This is a genomic window from Lentibacillus kimchii (genome assembly GCF_055381965.1).
This window is the reverse complement of the sequence record NZ_AP043934.1, coordinates 1,432,294-1,447,111: the sequence shown is the minus strand read 5'-3', so window position 1 is coordinate 1,447,111 and position 14,818 is coordinate 1,432,294. Positions and strand designations below refer to the sequence as shown.

Below are 14,818 nucleotides of genomic sequence, written 5' to 3'. Positions count from 1 at the left end.
AATCACTCCTTTATAAATATCTGTTTCTGTACGTCACTGTTCCTTTAATGTTATTTGATAATTTTAAATTATTAAGACCCTCAACTAATGAAAAATACTCTGCATCAAAATGCAATAAGTTAGGCTGAGGGTCTCCATTAAGCAATATTTTGTTGTTAGACATATCAATTTTAATTTTGTCACCCTGATTAAACTGAACAGGTGTTGTATCATCATCTAATAAGTAGTCAAACTCACCTATACTATCATACAATTTAATCTGTTTGATGCGATTATACATACGCATTGAACCATTATATTTTCGTATAGCTACCTGTATAGTCTTAAGTGGATTCCTATCTTGTGTTCCACCTTCAGCTATTGGTCTGCTGCGTAAAGATTTACGCTTAACATATTCACCGTTACCATTATCTACTGATGCTTCTACGATAAAGTCATCAGTATCTCTTTTGACGTACAACTTACCATCAAAATCATTCCAGCCTTTACGTGTAAAATCCCATCGTTTTTCACCTAAAGCATCGACACGACCTTTTTCAAACGCAGCTTTATTTTGTACTTTATTTCCGTAAGTATCACCGAATTGAATCTTGGCTATCATATTATCATTAATATCACGCATATAAATTTCCATAATACCTGTATGTGCTTCACCTACTGGACTTCCATCAGGATTTTTGTCGTTCTGGTTTTCAATTAAAGCTTCTAATGTGAAACTGTCTTGAATAGGATTATCTAAACTACGCTCTAAAGAGGGGCCAACCCAGTCACCTAAATTATTATCATCGCTCCAATGAGTATCTGATTTGCTACTTTCATCACCCCACTTATCAGCATAAAAACCATCCTCGTCAGTTGTCATATTTCCTGAGATTGATCCACTATCTATGTTTGATGCTTGAGTCCAGCCTGATGTTGATTGCATAGTATCTTGCATAACAAGTTTTTTTGTATTTACCTCTTTATCATCTGCTTCACTCTCTACACCAAGCACCATCTCTCTAGGCGTACCTTCTTCATCTTGATCATCATAGTTTTTAATTGATACGAGTGACGTTTGCTTAGTTACTTCTAGATCAAACACTGGATATGTTTCTACTGTACCTCCATTGGCTATTGTTGTATTTGATAGAGATTGTGTAATTGATCTGCCATATTTGTAAGGGTCAAGACAAAGGAACGTTAATGTAAACTGAGCTACATCATTGTATCCATCATTTGCATCTGCATTAGTAAATCTGCCGTAGTATGTACGATCAGGCTCGTCACTAAATGTGATAGGTACATCTTCAGTTCTATATAAAGCATTGTTCAAATTCTCTAATATTTTAAATAGAGATTGATTAGAGTCTACTGCATTAGCATCAACTTTAATTTCCCTCGACTTAATACCCATATCTGTATAATATTCTCTGCCAATACCAATATTTGTTGTATCATAGTCTACATCAGCAAATTGTCTGCCTTTAGTATTCTCTACGATAAACATGTCGCCACCTGATGTAGTGACGACATTCTCTAAGTCTTGACCATCATATGTTATTTTTATATTAGGAGACATTTACATATCACCCCTTCCCCTACTTTGTTTTACATCTCGTTCATTTCTGATTTTTTCTAAGTGTGGATCAACAGTTTCTGCTACCGCTTGTCCATCAATAACAATATCATGATCTTTAGTCAGTAGTTGTGTAAGTAGATTAATTTGTTGTTGCATCATATTTAACTGCTTGTCTTGTCGTTTAATTACATCGTCATTATCATTATTAACTACTACTTTACCGCCATCAGGTACACCTAATGCTTTCTTGGTTTTATTAAGTAGTGACACAGCTCGTGTACGTTTACCTTTATCTAATGGTATAATAGATTCAGGTTTGTCATTTTCTGAAATATGTGCTAATTTCTCTGTGCTTGAAAAGCCACCATCTGCATACTTAGTAGCACCTGTTGGTGACCAACCTGACTTACCGTATGGCAAGTCTTTACGCCAATTGGTATTATTAAAGAAAGCTAATAGCTGATCAAATCCTGAGTAGATATCATGATGACCAGGTACTTGATAGGCACTAAATGTTTCGGGTATGTACTGGAGCAATCCGCGTGCAGGATTCCCTTGCGCGATATTAATATCGTAAACATCCGAACTCTGAACAGTGTCTTGATTACCGCCAGATTCTAAAGCAATCTGAGATATAATACCATTAATTTCAGATCTTGTTGGACTTGTATGTAGTAATTTTGCAGCTTCTTTTATCTGTGGTCTCCATGCTGATGCAGATTGGCTAGCAGGTGAATACTCATTTAAATGTTTATTACCAGTACGCAACATTTCTCGCATCGTATCTAAAGAATCTCTGGTTACTTTTGCAATGGTATCACCTATACCACCTGAGATAAGACCATCACCTAATCCCATCATGCCTAATTTCTTAAAGATAAAGCTACCATCGACATGATTATCAGTACCGTTAGCATACTGTGGGAACATTTGCTTAGTTTCTTTTGCAGGTGTAACCTGAGTACCTTTAGGTAGATTCATTAGGGTATCAGTAGGAGGTGATAAAAATGGTTTACTTTTAGGTGGTGTAATAAGTTCTCTACCTGCGTTACTACCCTTACCATCACCAACTAAAGCTGCGCCATCGTATGGATGACCTTTTGTACCTTTAGCGTGTGCGAGTAGAGGGAAAGCCATTTGAGTATTATTAGGCTTGGCACTTAGATTTACAGTCTTATTAACTGGTTTGCTTACATCATCATTTAAATTTGCCAATGCAGAACTTTTATTGATACCTACAGGTTTAGTCTGATACTGTTTAACCTTATTATTAAAATCGAGTAGAGTTGGAGTAGGTAACACATCGACATTTTTATTAACGTCTTTACCAGCTTCGGCTGTCCTGTCTTGTTCCAAACCGATACCTGTTCTGGTCTTATCATTAACCTTTTGTTCCTTAGATTTCTGTACTTCAAGATTACTATTAGTATTTTTGACACTATTGCCTTTTTTATCTTCCTTATTCTTGCCTTTTTGTATTGCGTTTTTAATGTCATTCCAAAGACCATTTTCTTTGAGAATATCTTGGATATTTTGATTGTTGGCTTTTTTCTTATTCTTCAACTTATTAATTTGCTTTTGTATTTCGTCCTTATTAGCTCCCTCTTTTTTCTTTTTCTTTTTGAGCTTTTGAATCTCTTTGTCGTGTTCTTTATTCTTTTTAACAGATTTCCTTATACTTTTCTTTTCACTATTATTTAGTTTGTCAGATTCAAGGACTGATTTAGCTTGTTTGTTTAGTCTTTCTTGTAACTTATCATTTCCTTTTTGTATCAGAAAATTGATATCAGAGTACATATTTGTGTTTTCTTTAATATTCTTTCTAGAATCTTTTTCTTTTTTAAGTTGATTATTTAAGTATTGAAGTCTATCTTTGTCTTTCTGATTGAGATAACCTTGTTCTCTCCTCTTTTGCTGTAATTTCGTTCTTTCTTTTTCGTGTTTCTTAATAGTATTTTCGAGAACTTTTAGACCTTCTACACCTTCTTCTTTGATGCCTGCATTCTTAAGATATATATTAGACATTTGACTGTCTATTTCATGTAGCTTGTTAAGCCTATCATATTGGTCTTGAATTATTTCCTTGTTTTCTTTATGTTCTTTTTCTAAATCCTCAATCGTATCACCAATAGTATCTCTCTTAATAGCTAACAGGTCATTTAGTTTAGCATCTAATTTTCTACCTTTTTCTGAATGATGATTGACATCTTTAAGTTTTTCTTTAGTATCTTCTATTTTATTATTAAGTTCTTCTTTGCTGTCATTCCTATGGTCAGCAAGAAAGTTTAACCTTTTTTCCGTCTGCTTCTGATCTTTTTTAGCTTTGTTAAGTTTATCTTGAGCATCTTTTTCTTTTTGAAGAAGCTTTGATTGTTCATTAATTAGCTTAGTTTCTGACCAGTCTCTCATAGCCTTTATGTCATCACGTACTTTATCTGTATGTTCAACAAACTCATTACCACTTTCAGATACAGCAGTTTTTACATTTGGGGCTTGCTCAATAATGTCATCATTAGCATTAACGAACTCATCAAGTTGATCTTTACTCAAACCTGATTTATCAGCCAATTCATTATACCTATCTTTTAATTCTGCTATTTCATCAGGATTAGACGAGTTAGATATTCTGTGGTTTAGATCATTAATTTCTTTTAATTCGTCATTAGTTAAATCAGCTTTACTCTTTAATTTGTCAAATTTATCTGTTGCATTTTCTAATTGATATGCTTCGTCAGATAATGATTTAGCGTTATCAAGGTTTACTTCTTTTGATTCTTTATTTTTGTCAATAAGTTTTTTGATACCATATGTAAGTCCACCTACTGCACCAATAGCTAAACCTACAACGCCCATACGTGTAAGTCCTGTTAGTGATCCGAGTAGACCTTTACCACCTTTAGATCCTAATCCAGACACTAAACTACCTGATACTTTGGCTACACCGCCAATACCTGAAGCTAAATGTCCTAATGTACTTACAGCGGGACCGCCTACAGTTGATATAGCACCAATTAATTTAACGGCTTTTTTAGTCTTAGGATTTAAGTCTTTATATCCTTCTACTAAATCTTTAACACCATTAATAATATTGTCTGTAGTATCTTTTACTTTTTCTTTTATTTCGGGTAAATGATTTTGTACCCAATCCAGTCCATCTTGCATATAAGGCATTAACTCTAAGCCTATCTTACTTGCTACGCCACCTATCGATGATTTGATTTTATCAAAAGACTGTTCAAATTTAGATGAAGCATCTATCTGTTCATCAGACAAGACAACTCCCATATCATGAGCTTGTTCCTTTGCTTCTTCCATTGAAAGAGATCCATCACTTAGCGCAGGTAGTAATTCTCTTGAAAGTTTCGTGCCAAATAATTCACTGGCTTTGGCTGATTTCTCTTGCTCATCATCCATCTCACTAAGTGTCTTAATTGTCTGTGCAAATGCTTCTTCAGTATCTAATGTACCTTTTTTAACCTTATCCATATCAACATTTAAGTCTTTTAAGGCATCAGAATACTTGTCATTTCCATCTGCTGCTCGACCCATACGTTGGTTAAGTCGTTCTACAGCTTTCTGGAAGCTTTCATTCGATACACTATTCTGTTGTGCCCAATAGTCCATCTCTTGATAAAAATCTGTAGATACACCCATCTTTCTTGATTGTTCATCGATACTATCTGCATTTTCCATTACTTTCTGAGTTAAACCTACAATAGAACCAGTAAGTCCACCAATAGCACCTACACCAGCAGCAGATGCTTTAGTCCACTTACTACCAAAACTTTTAACCTTACCAGATGTATTCTGTATATTATCTCCGACTTTATTTAATTTGTCGGCAGTTCCAGCCATCTTCTCATTAAGATTTCCATATTGATCTTGAATAGACTCAATACTACTACCTAATTGAGTATACTGTGAACGAGCTTCTTCTAATGCTGTCTCTTGTTCTCTTACTTCTGATGAGTTTTCACCGTATGTCTGCTTTAATTCTTCTAATTTATCTTTCTCATTTTCAACTACTTGTTCTTGCAACTCATGGCTTTCTTTTAAACCTTTCAACTTAGAAGCGTTTGCTTGATAAACGTCACCCTGAGATTCATGAGCTTTAACCTGTGCATTAATTTTTCTAGTCGATTGTTTGATACGTTCTTTATAATCTTCAGTACCTCTAGACAAATCACTCATTTTAGTCTTAGTATTGTCTAATTGTTTCTGGTAAGATGATTGTTTACGTATAGCATCGTTTAACTGCTTGGCATATTTTTGTGCTTGTTCTGAGTTTTCTCCATATGTATTAGCCATCTCATCATACTTAGACCTGAGTTGATCTATATTCTGTCGATTGGCTGACATAGTATCATTTAAGCCATTTACTTTAGCTTCTAACGCACCGTATTGATCACCAGCACTTGTTAAGACAGAGATGTTGGCTTTCATGGCTGATTGGGATGTCTTGATTTGTTTCTGGATACCTTTTAAAGTTTTACTAAAATTAGTACCATCTAAAGACATACCAACAGTCATCTCACCTAAAGGTTTACCGCCAGTTGCCATAACATCTCACCTACCTTTTTTCATAAAATTTAAATTATTTATTACGTAAAAAAATAGGATACCGCTATGAAGTACCCTATATTGATTTAAACCATTCTTCTACATCATCTTTTTTCTTATTATTGCTATTACCTTTATCATCTTCTTTATTATTCATGATCCTTAGAAAATGGTTAATATCCATATTGTCTATGTCAACATGTTTCCAGCCATTATTTATGATAAGATCCCTGTACATCTCATCTAGACTGTCTAGTGACTCTTGGTATGTTCGGCTTTCTGCTTCCCCGACTCATCGTCTTCGTCGCTTCCGCCAAGAATTTGAGTCATAATCCCATCTAGTGTTTCATTTAACTTATTTGAAGAAAGTCCATCAAGGATTGAATCATATGTAACATTTTCGCTGCTAAATGCAGAAGCTACAATGGTAATCATTTCATCCAATTGTTCTACTTCGTTCAATTCACCTTTTTCTGTCTTAGTACCAAATTCAACTACTTCACGTAAATGCCGAGAAGATACAAACGTTTCAGTATATGTATTGTTTTTCCCTGTCTCTGGATTACGTAGTGTCAATTTAATCATCTATATTCCACCTTTGTTTTATTTTAATTAATTAATTAGTTTTATACTTGATCAAATATAAAAAAAGTTAAGCCCTATTAGACTTAACCTGTATTTCCCTTATTCTTTTAATCACCGTATGCTATGTCGTGAATTTCTTTCACATCATCTACTGTTGCATCACCTGAGCTATAGCTAGATTTGAGAAGGTATGCATTAGTAACTAATTTTTCTTCACGATCATTTTCTGCCATTTCCTTATTTTTATCATAGTCAAAGTTATCTATTCTTTTTTCATTTATAGATTTATCATTTTTTCTTGTGTCTTGTTCAGTCATATCATTTTGCACTTCGTCTTTGACTGCATTAGCCATACTCATTACGTTACCTCTTAATTGGCTATCAACTTCCATGTCTGCCATTTCTGCTTTATGTTCTTCAGTCTCTTTTTTATTTATAGTATCGGCAATTGGATCACCAAAAAATATTAAAGTAAGCATTATAGCTAATGTTAGTGCTGTAAAAGACACAAATATAATTCGTCTATACTTTTTAAACATTATAATAAACCTCCTGTAAGTTTAATCCTGATATGTATATTAAAGGGAAAGCAGTCAGGATACTGCCTTTCGGGAGCTACCCTATCCCTTATGTTATATTATATCAGATTTTGTTAAATTCTTCATGTCAGTATATAAACATAAAGTAAGGTTAGGTATGTCTCGTCATATCTAATCCCACTTTACCAAAAAAGCTCATTAGTTCCTCGTTTTCATCTATAATAGTCTCGTCATCTATAATAGTCTCATCATCTATTAAGCTGTTCCCCCTGACTTTTTTGGGAGTGCAAAATCCCTAAAGCTACTTTCACTAAAGTTTGTATTAGATGAGCGCGTCTTTGCATATACATAACCATCTGAGTTACGACTAACACCATTAAATGTAATTGTATCTTCTGATGGCTCTGCGCCGCTATCATTAACTGTACTCATGGACTGGTCTGGAAATTGAAACTTACCTTTAAGCAACGATACATAAATATCGTCACCGCCCATGCCTTGTGTTTTAAGTACAACCGCAGCAAATGGTGGTTGTGTCTTATCCCCTAGCTTCATGATACCGTCTGCGTCTTCATCTGCACCACTAATTTTGGATAGTACATCGTCTGGGATATCTGCTACTTGTAATTCTAGTTCTGGCTGCCCTGTACCTAAAGCTGAGATATAAAATGGAGCATTAGATGCATAAACGGTTGACATCTCAGCGCCAAGTCCAGAGATAGATGCGTTAATTGCACCGCCCGACTGCTTATCTAGTGTATACGTATCTGTAATATTTTCATCCTCGTCCATGATCCCGATATCAATTGATTCAAATCCGATTGTACTCATAATTTAATCATCCTTTTCTATTTATTATTATTATTTATTTGCTGTATTGCTCTGTACCGTCTATATAATCTTGGAGTATCAATATCTGGATCAATATCAATACTACCGCTATATTGCACCCATTGATTAGCAGCCATATAGCTATCCAATTTAGACTGTATAGTATCTAATTTACTATAATCATTCGACCATACATCTACTTGTACAGTCATCTGAATGGAGTTAGGCATGTTAGATGCAAAAGCATTTTGTTTATCATTGATCTCATTAATCCTAATTATAGGAAAATGATCTACCCTTCGATTATCTTCTGGTACATCAAGCATAAAAATATGATCTGAGTCTACGACACTTGTTAAATCTGGACTGTCTAACAGTAAGTCATAGACCATTTTAATAGGCAGTGTCATAGACCTAGACCTCCTTTAATTTCATTTTCCATAATATTCTTAAATTCACTTTCAAAATTTTCTTGCGTCTGTTGCATAAATCCTTGTGGTCTAATATTGATAGTACCTGTTTCTACAAAATGGACTCTAGGTGCTGTGTCACTACCATATCCAACTGTTACCTCACCGTCACTATCTACACCACTGTAGACTACATCATCTTTCATGTGCTTCTTATTTCCACTTTCAGGATCATAAGGTGTATTATCCTCTAGACTACTTGCAAACTCTTGTGACGCTTTTTTTAATGCTTTATTACGTACTTTCTTTTCTTTAGCTGCCATCTGTTTAAGATTTTTCTCAATACTTTTACTATCTATATCTACACCCATCAAGACACCTTCTTAGCAATAATAGTTGTAAACTTTTTGTCTTGTATATCAGGTGTAATTTTAGTGATCTTATATGTATCCTCACCATGCTTAACTGTCATATCATTTGTAATGTCCTTATTGGTGTATCGAATGATAAAGGTTATAGTGTCTTCCAAATCAGTGCCTATTGATGATTCAATGTCTTGTAAATATTGTGAACGTATTTCAGACCAACATGAGTATATTGTTTCTTCTTTATCAACTACTTGACCATAATCATTTTTGCCATGAGTTACTTTGTTAAAATGTATACGTTGGTTCATCTTACCTGCACTACTTAATTCAGCCATCAGTATCACTTGGCTTACTTGTAAGTGCAATTTGATTCATAATACTTTCAACACTAAATTCCATTGGTGCACGACTCTCTAGATCCTTTGCCCCTCTATTTTCATACCAATGTACACACAAAATTTTAACAACTAATTGGTGTAAAGCATCAGACTCATCAGGTTTAATACCTGTAGAATTGAGTATATATATTTTAGCAGCTTCAATTAGAGATGAGATAAATTGATCATCTTCATCACCATCTATTCGCATATAATGTTTTACATCTTCGATATCCATATATCATCACCTTACTTTAAAATGGATAGGTGGTAAGGACTACTAAGAGTCCTTATTAGGATTTGCCACCGCCACCAGATCCTTTCTTCAGTACCGAAAATGCTTGTGAGTCAAGAACGCCTGAGTCCACGATACTGTACGCAACCATATCTGTAGTACGCTTACGAGCATGTTGTTCAGTTACGATTTCAAATGGACGATTAGTATTAAATACCATTCCATCTTTTGCAGATCCGATAATAATATAGTTATCAGGTACTCCAGCGTCTGCGAACACACGCTTACCGAAAATTCTGCCAATAGAAGATTCGCTTGGCTCAGGAATAAATAGTGGACGACCATTGCCATCCGTGATATTTGCCAGTTGATTCCATACAGTAGCATTATTTGCATAGATACCTACATCATTTAGATAAGTGCTATGTACTTTACTGATAGCATTTGTTACGTCTTGATATGTAATTTCATCAGTATACTTAGTAATTTGTGGAGTCTTACTTTCTGCTTCAAGTTTTGTAAGTAATCCTTCTGGTTCTGTTTCATCGCCTTTACCATTAATAACGGCTGTTCCTAGAGCCATCCCTACGCGTCGACCTAGTTCATCAGTGAGAAAATTCATAAAGTTTTGAATACTCATTGTTTGAAGCTTCCATGATACTTGAACGGCTTTAGAAATCTCTTTACCTGTTAGATTCAATGTACCAAATTGATTTTCTTCAAGTTCTGTTTCTGTATCTTCATCATAGAACTTAGCGTCACCAGACTTAACAGCATCATGTTTGTTTAGTGTCAAATGACCTTCTACAGCAAACTTTTTAACTGCTTCTAGGAAAGGATATTGCTCTTGAGCTTTTTGGAATATACCTTGCGCTACGGTCTCTGGAATAAGCGTAGAAGTATTTCCTGTATCATGCGTATAAGCATTATTCATTTCATTGAATACTTGTTGCTCTTGTTCATTAAGAGTTTGATTCATCATGTGTTTAGCCCATGCTGTCTTATAATCTACTTGCTCTCCTGCATAATTTGTATTATCTAGATTAGCCATTTCTTTTCCACCTTTTACATTCTCTGTTTTATTGTCAAAATTAACTACTTGCTCATTATCTTTAAGAGCATTAAGATCTGCTTGTTTAGCTTTAGCTTGTTCATAGTTATCATCAAGCTGCTTAACCTCATTCATTTTTTCTTCAGATTCTTCAATCTTTTGCTCACCAATAAGCTGTTCTGCTTCATTCATTAGCTGGTTACGTTGTTCAATATAATTGTTATAATCCATTTAAATCTTTCCTTTCAATATTATTTTAATTTTAGTAAATTTAATTTTGCTTGAGCTTGTTGTTGCTCAATTGTTACATCATTTGTTGTATTATCTTCTTCTTGTGACTTATCATCTGTCACGCCATATTCCATGACCTGATCTAATCTATCATTTTTAACTTTATCAATGACTGCTTGCGGTAAAATAGTTGCATTGTTACTAGCGACAAGATTCATATTTTGATTATTATCATCTTCAAACATAACTTTATCAATAAAACCTTGTTCCTTAGCTTGCTGTGCAGTAAGCCATGTTTCTTTGTCCATCAGATTTAAAATCTCTTGCTCACTTTTACCAGTCTTATTAACATAAGCACTAGCGATTGATTTATTATAATTTTTGATAACATCTGATTCGTGTTTCAATTCTTTATAGTCACCTTGAGCACCACTACTTACATTATGTATCATGATTTGAGCCGTTGGAGACATTTGTACTTCATCTCCTGCCATAGCTATTACACTAGCCGATGATGCACCTATCCCTGTGACTTTAACTGTGACTTTATGATTACTATCTTTAAGTGCAGTATAAATTTCACTACCTGAGAATACGTCACCACCACCAGAGTTAACAATAACTTCTATTTCGTCACCATTATTATCAATCACATCATTGATGTCATTAGGACTTGTACTATCAATATCGAATAAATCATAAATAAATTTAACATCATTAGGAATAATTGTTCCCTTAACATTTACTTGCTTTGTCATTAGTTATCACCCCCATTTCCAGAATTATCTTCTTGAACTGGTCTTGTATCCAGCCGTCTGACATATTCATCACCATGAGCCACAGGTGGCATATTAAGTATTCTTCTAAACTCATTAATACTCATAGCACCTCTATCAACTAATTCAGTTAATCCTAATTTAGTTTCCATGCTTGCGAATGACAGACTTTCACTATTAAATACAATCTTATGTCCTCTTGCACGTTGTCTACGATTAAATAACTTACGTGTATATTCTTCTGACATTTGTTTTAATACTGGTACAATATTAGACTCACTATATGCTACCCATTGATCCTCAGTATATTGACCTGTAACAATATTTTTATTGGTATTAAAAAAAGCATAGATACGATTTACAAATATATCTATACTTTCATGCTCTGGAACATAAGAATCGTTTGTAACTCTATGCGCCTCTGTCTTGCTATCAATCCCAGCTGCACCTACTGCACCATCTTCATTATCAATATCCATAAAGTCATTTATAAATTGCTTAGTATTCTTTTTGATATCCTCTTGTCGCATAGCTGTATTGAACTTCAAAAGCCACTGGATAACGTTACTATTTTTTACAGCTTTGGTAACACCTTGATCGGTTGTATTAACTACTTCCATCAGGTTAGCTAATGCTTCACCATTAGATGATCCAAACAACTCATCACTATTAAAATCTTTACGTAAATGTATAATGTCACTATATTTAAATGTTACAACTTGTCCATTATCTCGTGTAAACCTTAGATACAGTACATTATTTTCATCGGTAACAACTTGTACACCCATAGGTACAATAGGATATAATTCTATTGGAGTACCATTTTCATCTCTATTTATGTATGCAAAAGCATTATTATTAAGCTCAAGTTGCGTTATAAGCTTCTCTTGCAAAACTTGACCTGTCATGTATGGATTAGGTTCATCCAATAAAAATCTAATATGAGCATGTGGATTATGCTTATCACCATCACTACGCTCTTGTACATGAGTGCCAGTAGCTTTACCTATCGCTTGTACCTTTGGTCTAATAGCACTACGTACAATATCTGATTTATATAAGTTACCATTCCAATTAAAGAATCCATTTTGATTAGATGTAATCATTTTAAAATTTTCAGTTGTTTTTACTTTGTCATCTTTTCTTTTAAACATATCTTTAAATCCCATAAGTCACCTCCTGACTGTTTAGATTAACGATAAGTATTCATCATAGTTATTTTCTAAAGCTACATATGCGTTTAACATTGAAGCAAATCCATCAATTCTGCGTCTTTGGTTATTGCCTTTACTCGGCTGTATATTGCCATTCTTATCTTGTTCATAGCTAACGTTACTTAAATTCCATTTCATGATTGGATTGTTATTATAATTTATTTGTTTCTTCTGAAGAGAAGCACCGAGGTTCTGCATAGGTGAGCTTAATGTTTTCTTTCCCTGTATGATTGGAAGTAATGCAGGTTCACCAAACGTATCTTTAGCTCTTTGCACAAATAAATCTGTGCCCCAACTATCGTAAGCCACATAAGGTAACATTATATCTTTATCTTCCTGTACCTCAATAAGCCAATTTATAACATCATTAGAATCAATCTTATTACCTTGAGACAATCTTAGTAATCCTTGTTTATACCATTGGCTATAAGGGATCTTATCTTCTGTCTCTTTTTTACTGACAAGATCCCGTGGCAAGAAGAAACAACTTTCTACGAATATTCGATTATCATTAGGTATCATAAATAGTACACTAGCGGCAGTTAAATCTACTGATTGTGACATATCAACACCTGCTATACCATATCTAGGTTGTAGTTCATTAATATCAAATGTATCTGTATTATTAAGATCTTCAAAAGATAGCCATGTTTCTGTAGATGTTTCACGTATGTTAAACTCTTTACATACTAAGTTTTTGATTAACATACTATTATGTTTAGCTTGTTCAACTTTAGTTTGTAATTGGCTATACTGTTTAATACTACCAAGACCTGGATTTGCTTTGTACCACATATCAGGATTAGTCCATTCTTTTTTCTCATCAAGTTCATAAATTATCGGTAGTATAGATTCATTTTTATATCCGTCAGGGTCTTCATATCCATTGATAATACTTGAAGCTTCATCGAATAAAATGTCATACACGCTATTTCTCACTGTACCTGCTGTACTGGTTAAAAATATCATAGGTTGTTCACGAGCCGTTGTACTATCACTAATCACATCAAATAACTCTTTAGTCTTCATAGCATGTATCTCGTCTATAAGTGCTCCATTAAGGTTTAAACCGTCAAGAGAATCGCTATCCCTACCTACAGGTTTAAATGTGTGATCTCCACTAGTTAAATCTGCTACTCTAGTTTTAATACGCCTCTTTAGTACAGGTGATTTTTTAACCATACTCTTAGCTTCTTCAAAAATAATCTTAGCCTGTTCACGTTTAGTTGCCACGCTCACAATCTCACTTCCAGATTCACCATCAGCGACCATAAGATATAATCCTACTGCGCTACTCAAAGCTGACTTACCATTCTTCCTACCTACGATTAACATTACCTGTCTGTATTTACGTAGTCCTGTTTCTTTACTTACGATACCAAACATAGACGCTACTAATGCTTTCTGCCACAATTCTAAGATTAATGGCTTACCACCCATAGCACCTTTTGAATGTTTACAGAATCGCTCAATAAACTCAATAGCATGACTAGCTTTGTTATGATCATATTCATAATTAGAGTCAGGATTATTAACAATATCTTCAACTAAATGCTCATACACTTTTCTAACTTTTTTAGATACAGTTACATCACCTGATTTAATCTGTTGATAATATGTAATGATTGGATTGTCTTTTAGATATACTTTACTCATTTCTTATCAAGGAAGCTATCAAAGCCGTCATCTTCCACTTTCGACTGTTGCTCTTTAGATAATAAATTAAATAACTCTTTGCATGCAGCAGTATATCTATTTACTAAAGTTGAATAAGATTTCTGAGAAGGATTCTCTATGATCATCTCTTGTTTACCATTTTGAAATTTATATGTAGCACCTTTACTCTTGATATCATTCTCTAAATTCTTCAATGTCTCAGACATAAAAGCTATACGATCAATTAATTTCTCAGCTACTGCCATTTGATCTTCTGGAAGGATATCTGTAAATATATCCATAAGCTTTTGTCGTTCTGCATTTATAGATTCATTTTGTTTTTTAACACTAGGTTTAACCATTTTGCATAAGATCCTCCTAACTTTTATTATATTTTTGTTAAATTTATATTTAATATACTTAA

The 14,818-nt window shown here is 34.0% G+C and carries 14 protein-coding genes; all 14 read right to left on the bottom strand.

Going from position 1 to position 14,818, the window contains the following annotated elements:
• Nucleotides 1-10: 10 nt before the first annotated feature.
• Nucleotides 11-1,561 carry a distal tail protein Dit gene (locus ACZ444_RS07760; protein ID WP_382361624.1) on the bottom strand — a complete coding sequence of 517 codons (1,551 nt, stop codon included), beginning with the start codon at nt 1,559-1,561 and terminating at the stop codon, nt 11-13.
• Nucleotides 1,562-6,091 (bottom strand): hypothetical protein, encoded by a 4,530-nt coding sequence (locus ACZ444_RS07755; protein ID WP_464433243.1) that lies wholly within the window; start codon nt 6,089-6,091, stop codon nt 1,562-1,564.
• Nucleotides 6,092-6,373: 282 nt separating this feature from the next.
• Nucleotides 6,374-6,706, bottom strand: a complete 333-nt coding sequence (gene gpG, locus ACZ444_RS07750) for a phage tail assembly chaperone G (protein ID WP_382361630.1) — start codon at nt 6,704-6,706, stop codon at nt 6,374-6,376.
• A 107-nt stretch (nt 6,707-6,813) separates the two neighbouring features.
• The gene (locus ACZ444_RS07745) at nt 6,814-7,245 is read right to left on the bottom strand and encodes a hypothetical protein (RefSeq protein ID WP_382361633.1); all 432 of its coding nucleotides are present in this window, start codon (nt 7,243-7,245) and stop codon (nt 6,814-6,816) included.
• 255 nt (nt 7,246-7,500) lie between these two features.
• Complete coding sequence (locus ACZ444_RS07740) at nt 7,501-8,076, bottom strand: major tail protein (protein WP_382361635.1); 576 nt, start codon at nt 8,074-8,076, stop codon at nt 7,501-7,503.
• A 17-nt stretch (nt 8,077-8,093) separates the two neighbouring features.
• Nucleotides 8,094-8,486 carry a hypothetical protein gene (locus tag ACZ444_RS07735; protein ID WP_382361638.1) on the bottom strand — a complete coding sequence of 131 codons (393 nt, stop codon included), beginning with the start codon at nt 8,484-8,486 and terminating at the stop codon, nt 8,094-8,096.
• Complete coding sequence (locus ACZ444_RS07730) at nt 8,483-8,857, bottom strand: HK97-gp10 family putative phage morphogenesis protein (RefSeq protein ID WP_382361641.1); 375 nt, start codon at nt 8,855-8,857, stop codon at nt 8,483-8,485. Before ACZ444_RS07730 ends, ACZ444_RS07735 begins: the two co-directional genes overlap by 4 nt.
• Nucleotides 8,857-9,189, bottom strand: coding sequence for a phage head closure protein (locus ACZ444_RS07725; protein ID WP_382361644.1), 333 nt, complete (start codon nt 9,187-9,189; stop codon nt 8,857-8,859). Before ACZ444_RS07725 ends, ACZ444_RS07730 begins: the two co-directional genes overlap by 1 nt.
• A complete protein-coding gene (locus ACZ444_RS07720; RefSeq protein ID WP_382361647.1) occupies nt 9,182-9,469 on the bottom strand; it encodes a head-tail connector protein in 288 nt (95 codons plus the stop codon). The genes ACZ444_RS07725 and ACZ444_RS07720 overlap by 8 nt, the downstream gene beginning before the upstream one ends.
• A gap of 55 nt (nt 9,470-9,524) precedes the next feature.
• Nucleotides 9,525-10,748: a phage major capsid protein gene (locus tag ACZ444_RS07715; RefSeq protein ID WP_382361650.1), complete on the bottom strand. Its 1,224-nt coding sequence runs from the start codon at nt 10,746-10,748 to the stop codon at nt 9,525-9,527.
• Nucleotides 10,749-10,768: 20 nt separating this feature from the next.
• Entirely contained in the window at nt 10,769-11,506 is a 738-nt protein-coding gene (locus tag ACZ444_RS07710) for a head maturation protease, ClpP-related (protein ID WP_382361653.1), read from the bottom strand.
• The gene (locus ACZ444_RS07705) at nt 11,506-12,693 is read right to left on the bottom strand and encodes a phage portal protein (RefSeq protein WP_382361656.1); all 1,188 of its coding nucleotides are present in this window, start codon (nt 12,691-12,693) and stop codon (nt 11,506-11,508) included. Before ACZ444_RS07705 ends, ACZ444_RS07710 begins: the two co-directional genes overlap by 1 nt.
• Nucleotides 12,694-12,711: 18 nt before the next feature.
• The gene (locus ACZ444_RS07700) at nt 12,712-14,394 is read right to left on the bottom strand and encodes a terminase large subunit (RefSeq protein WP_382361659.1); all 1,683 of its coding nucleotides are present in this window, start codon (nt 14,392-14,394) and stop codon (nt 12,712-12,714) included.
• Nucleotides 14,391-14,756 carry a hypothetical protein gene (locus ACZ444_RS07695; RefSeq protein WP_382361662.1) on the bottom strand — a complete coding sequence of 122 codons (366 nt, stop codon included), beginning with the start codon at nt 14,754-14,756 and terminating at the stop codon, nt 14,391-14,393. The genes ACZ444_RS07700 and ACZ444_RS07695 overlap by 4 nt, the downstream gene beginning before the upstream one ends.
• Nucleotides 14,757-14,818: the final 62 nt, after the last annotated feature.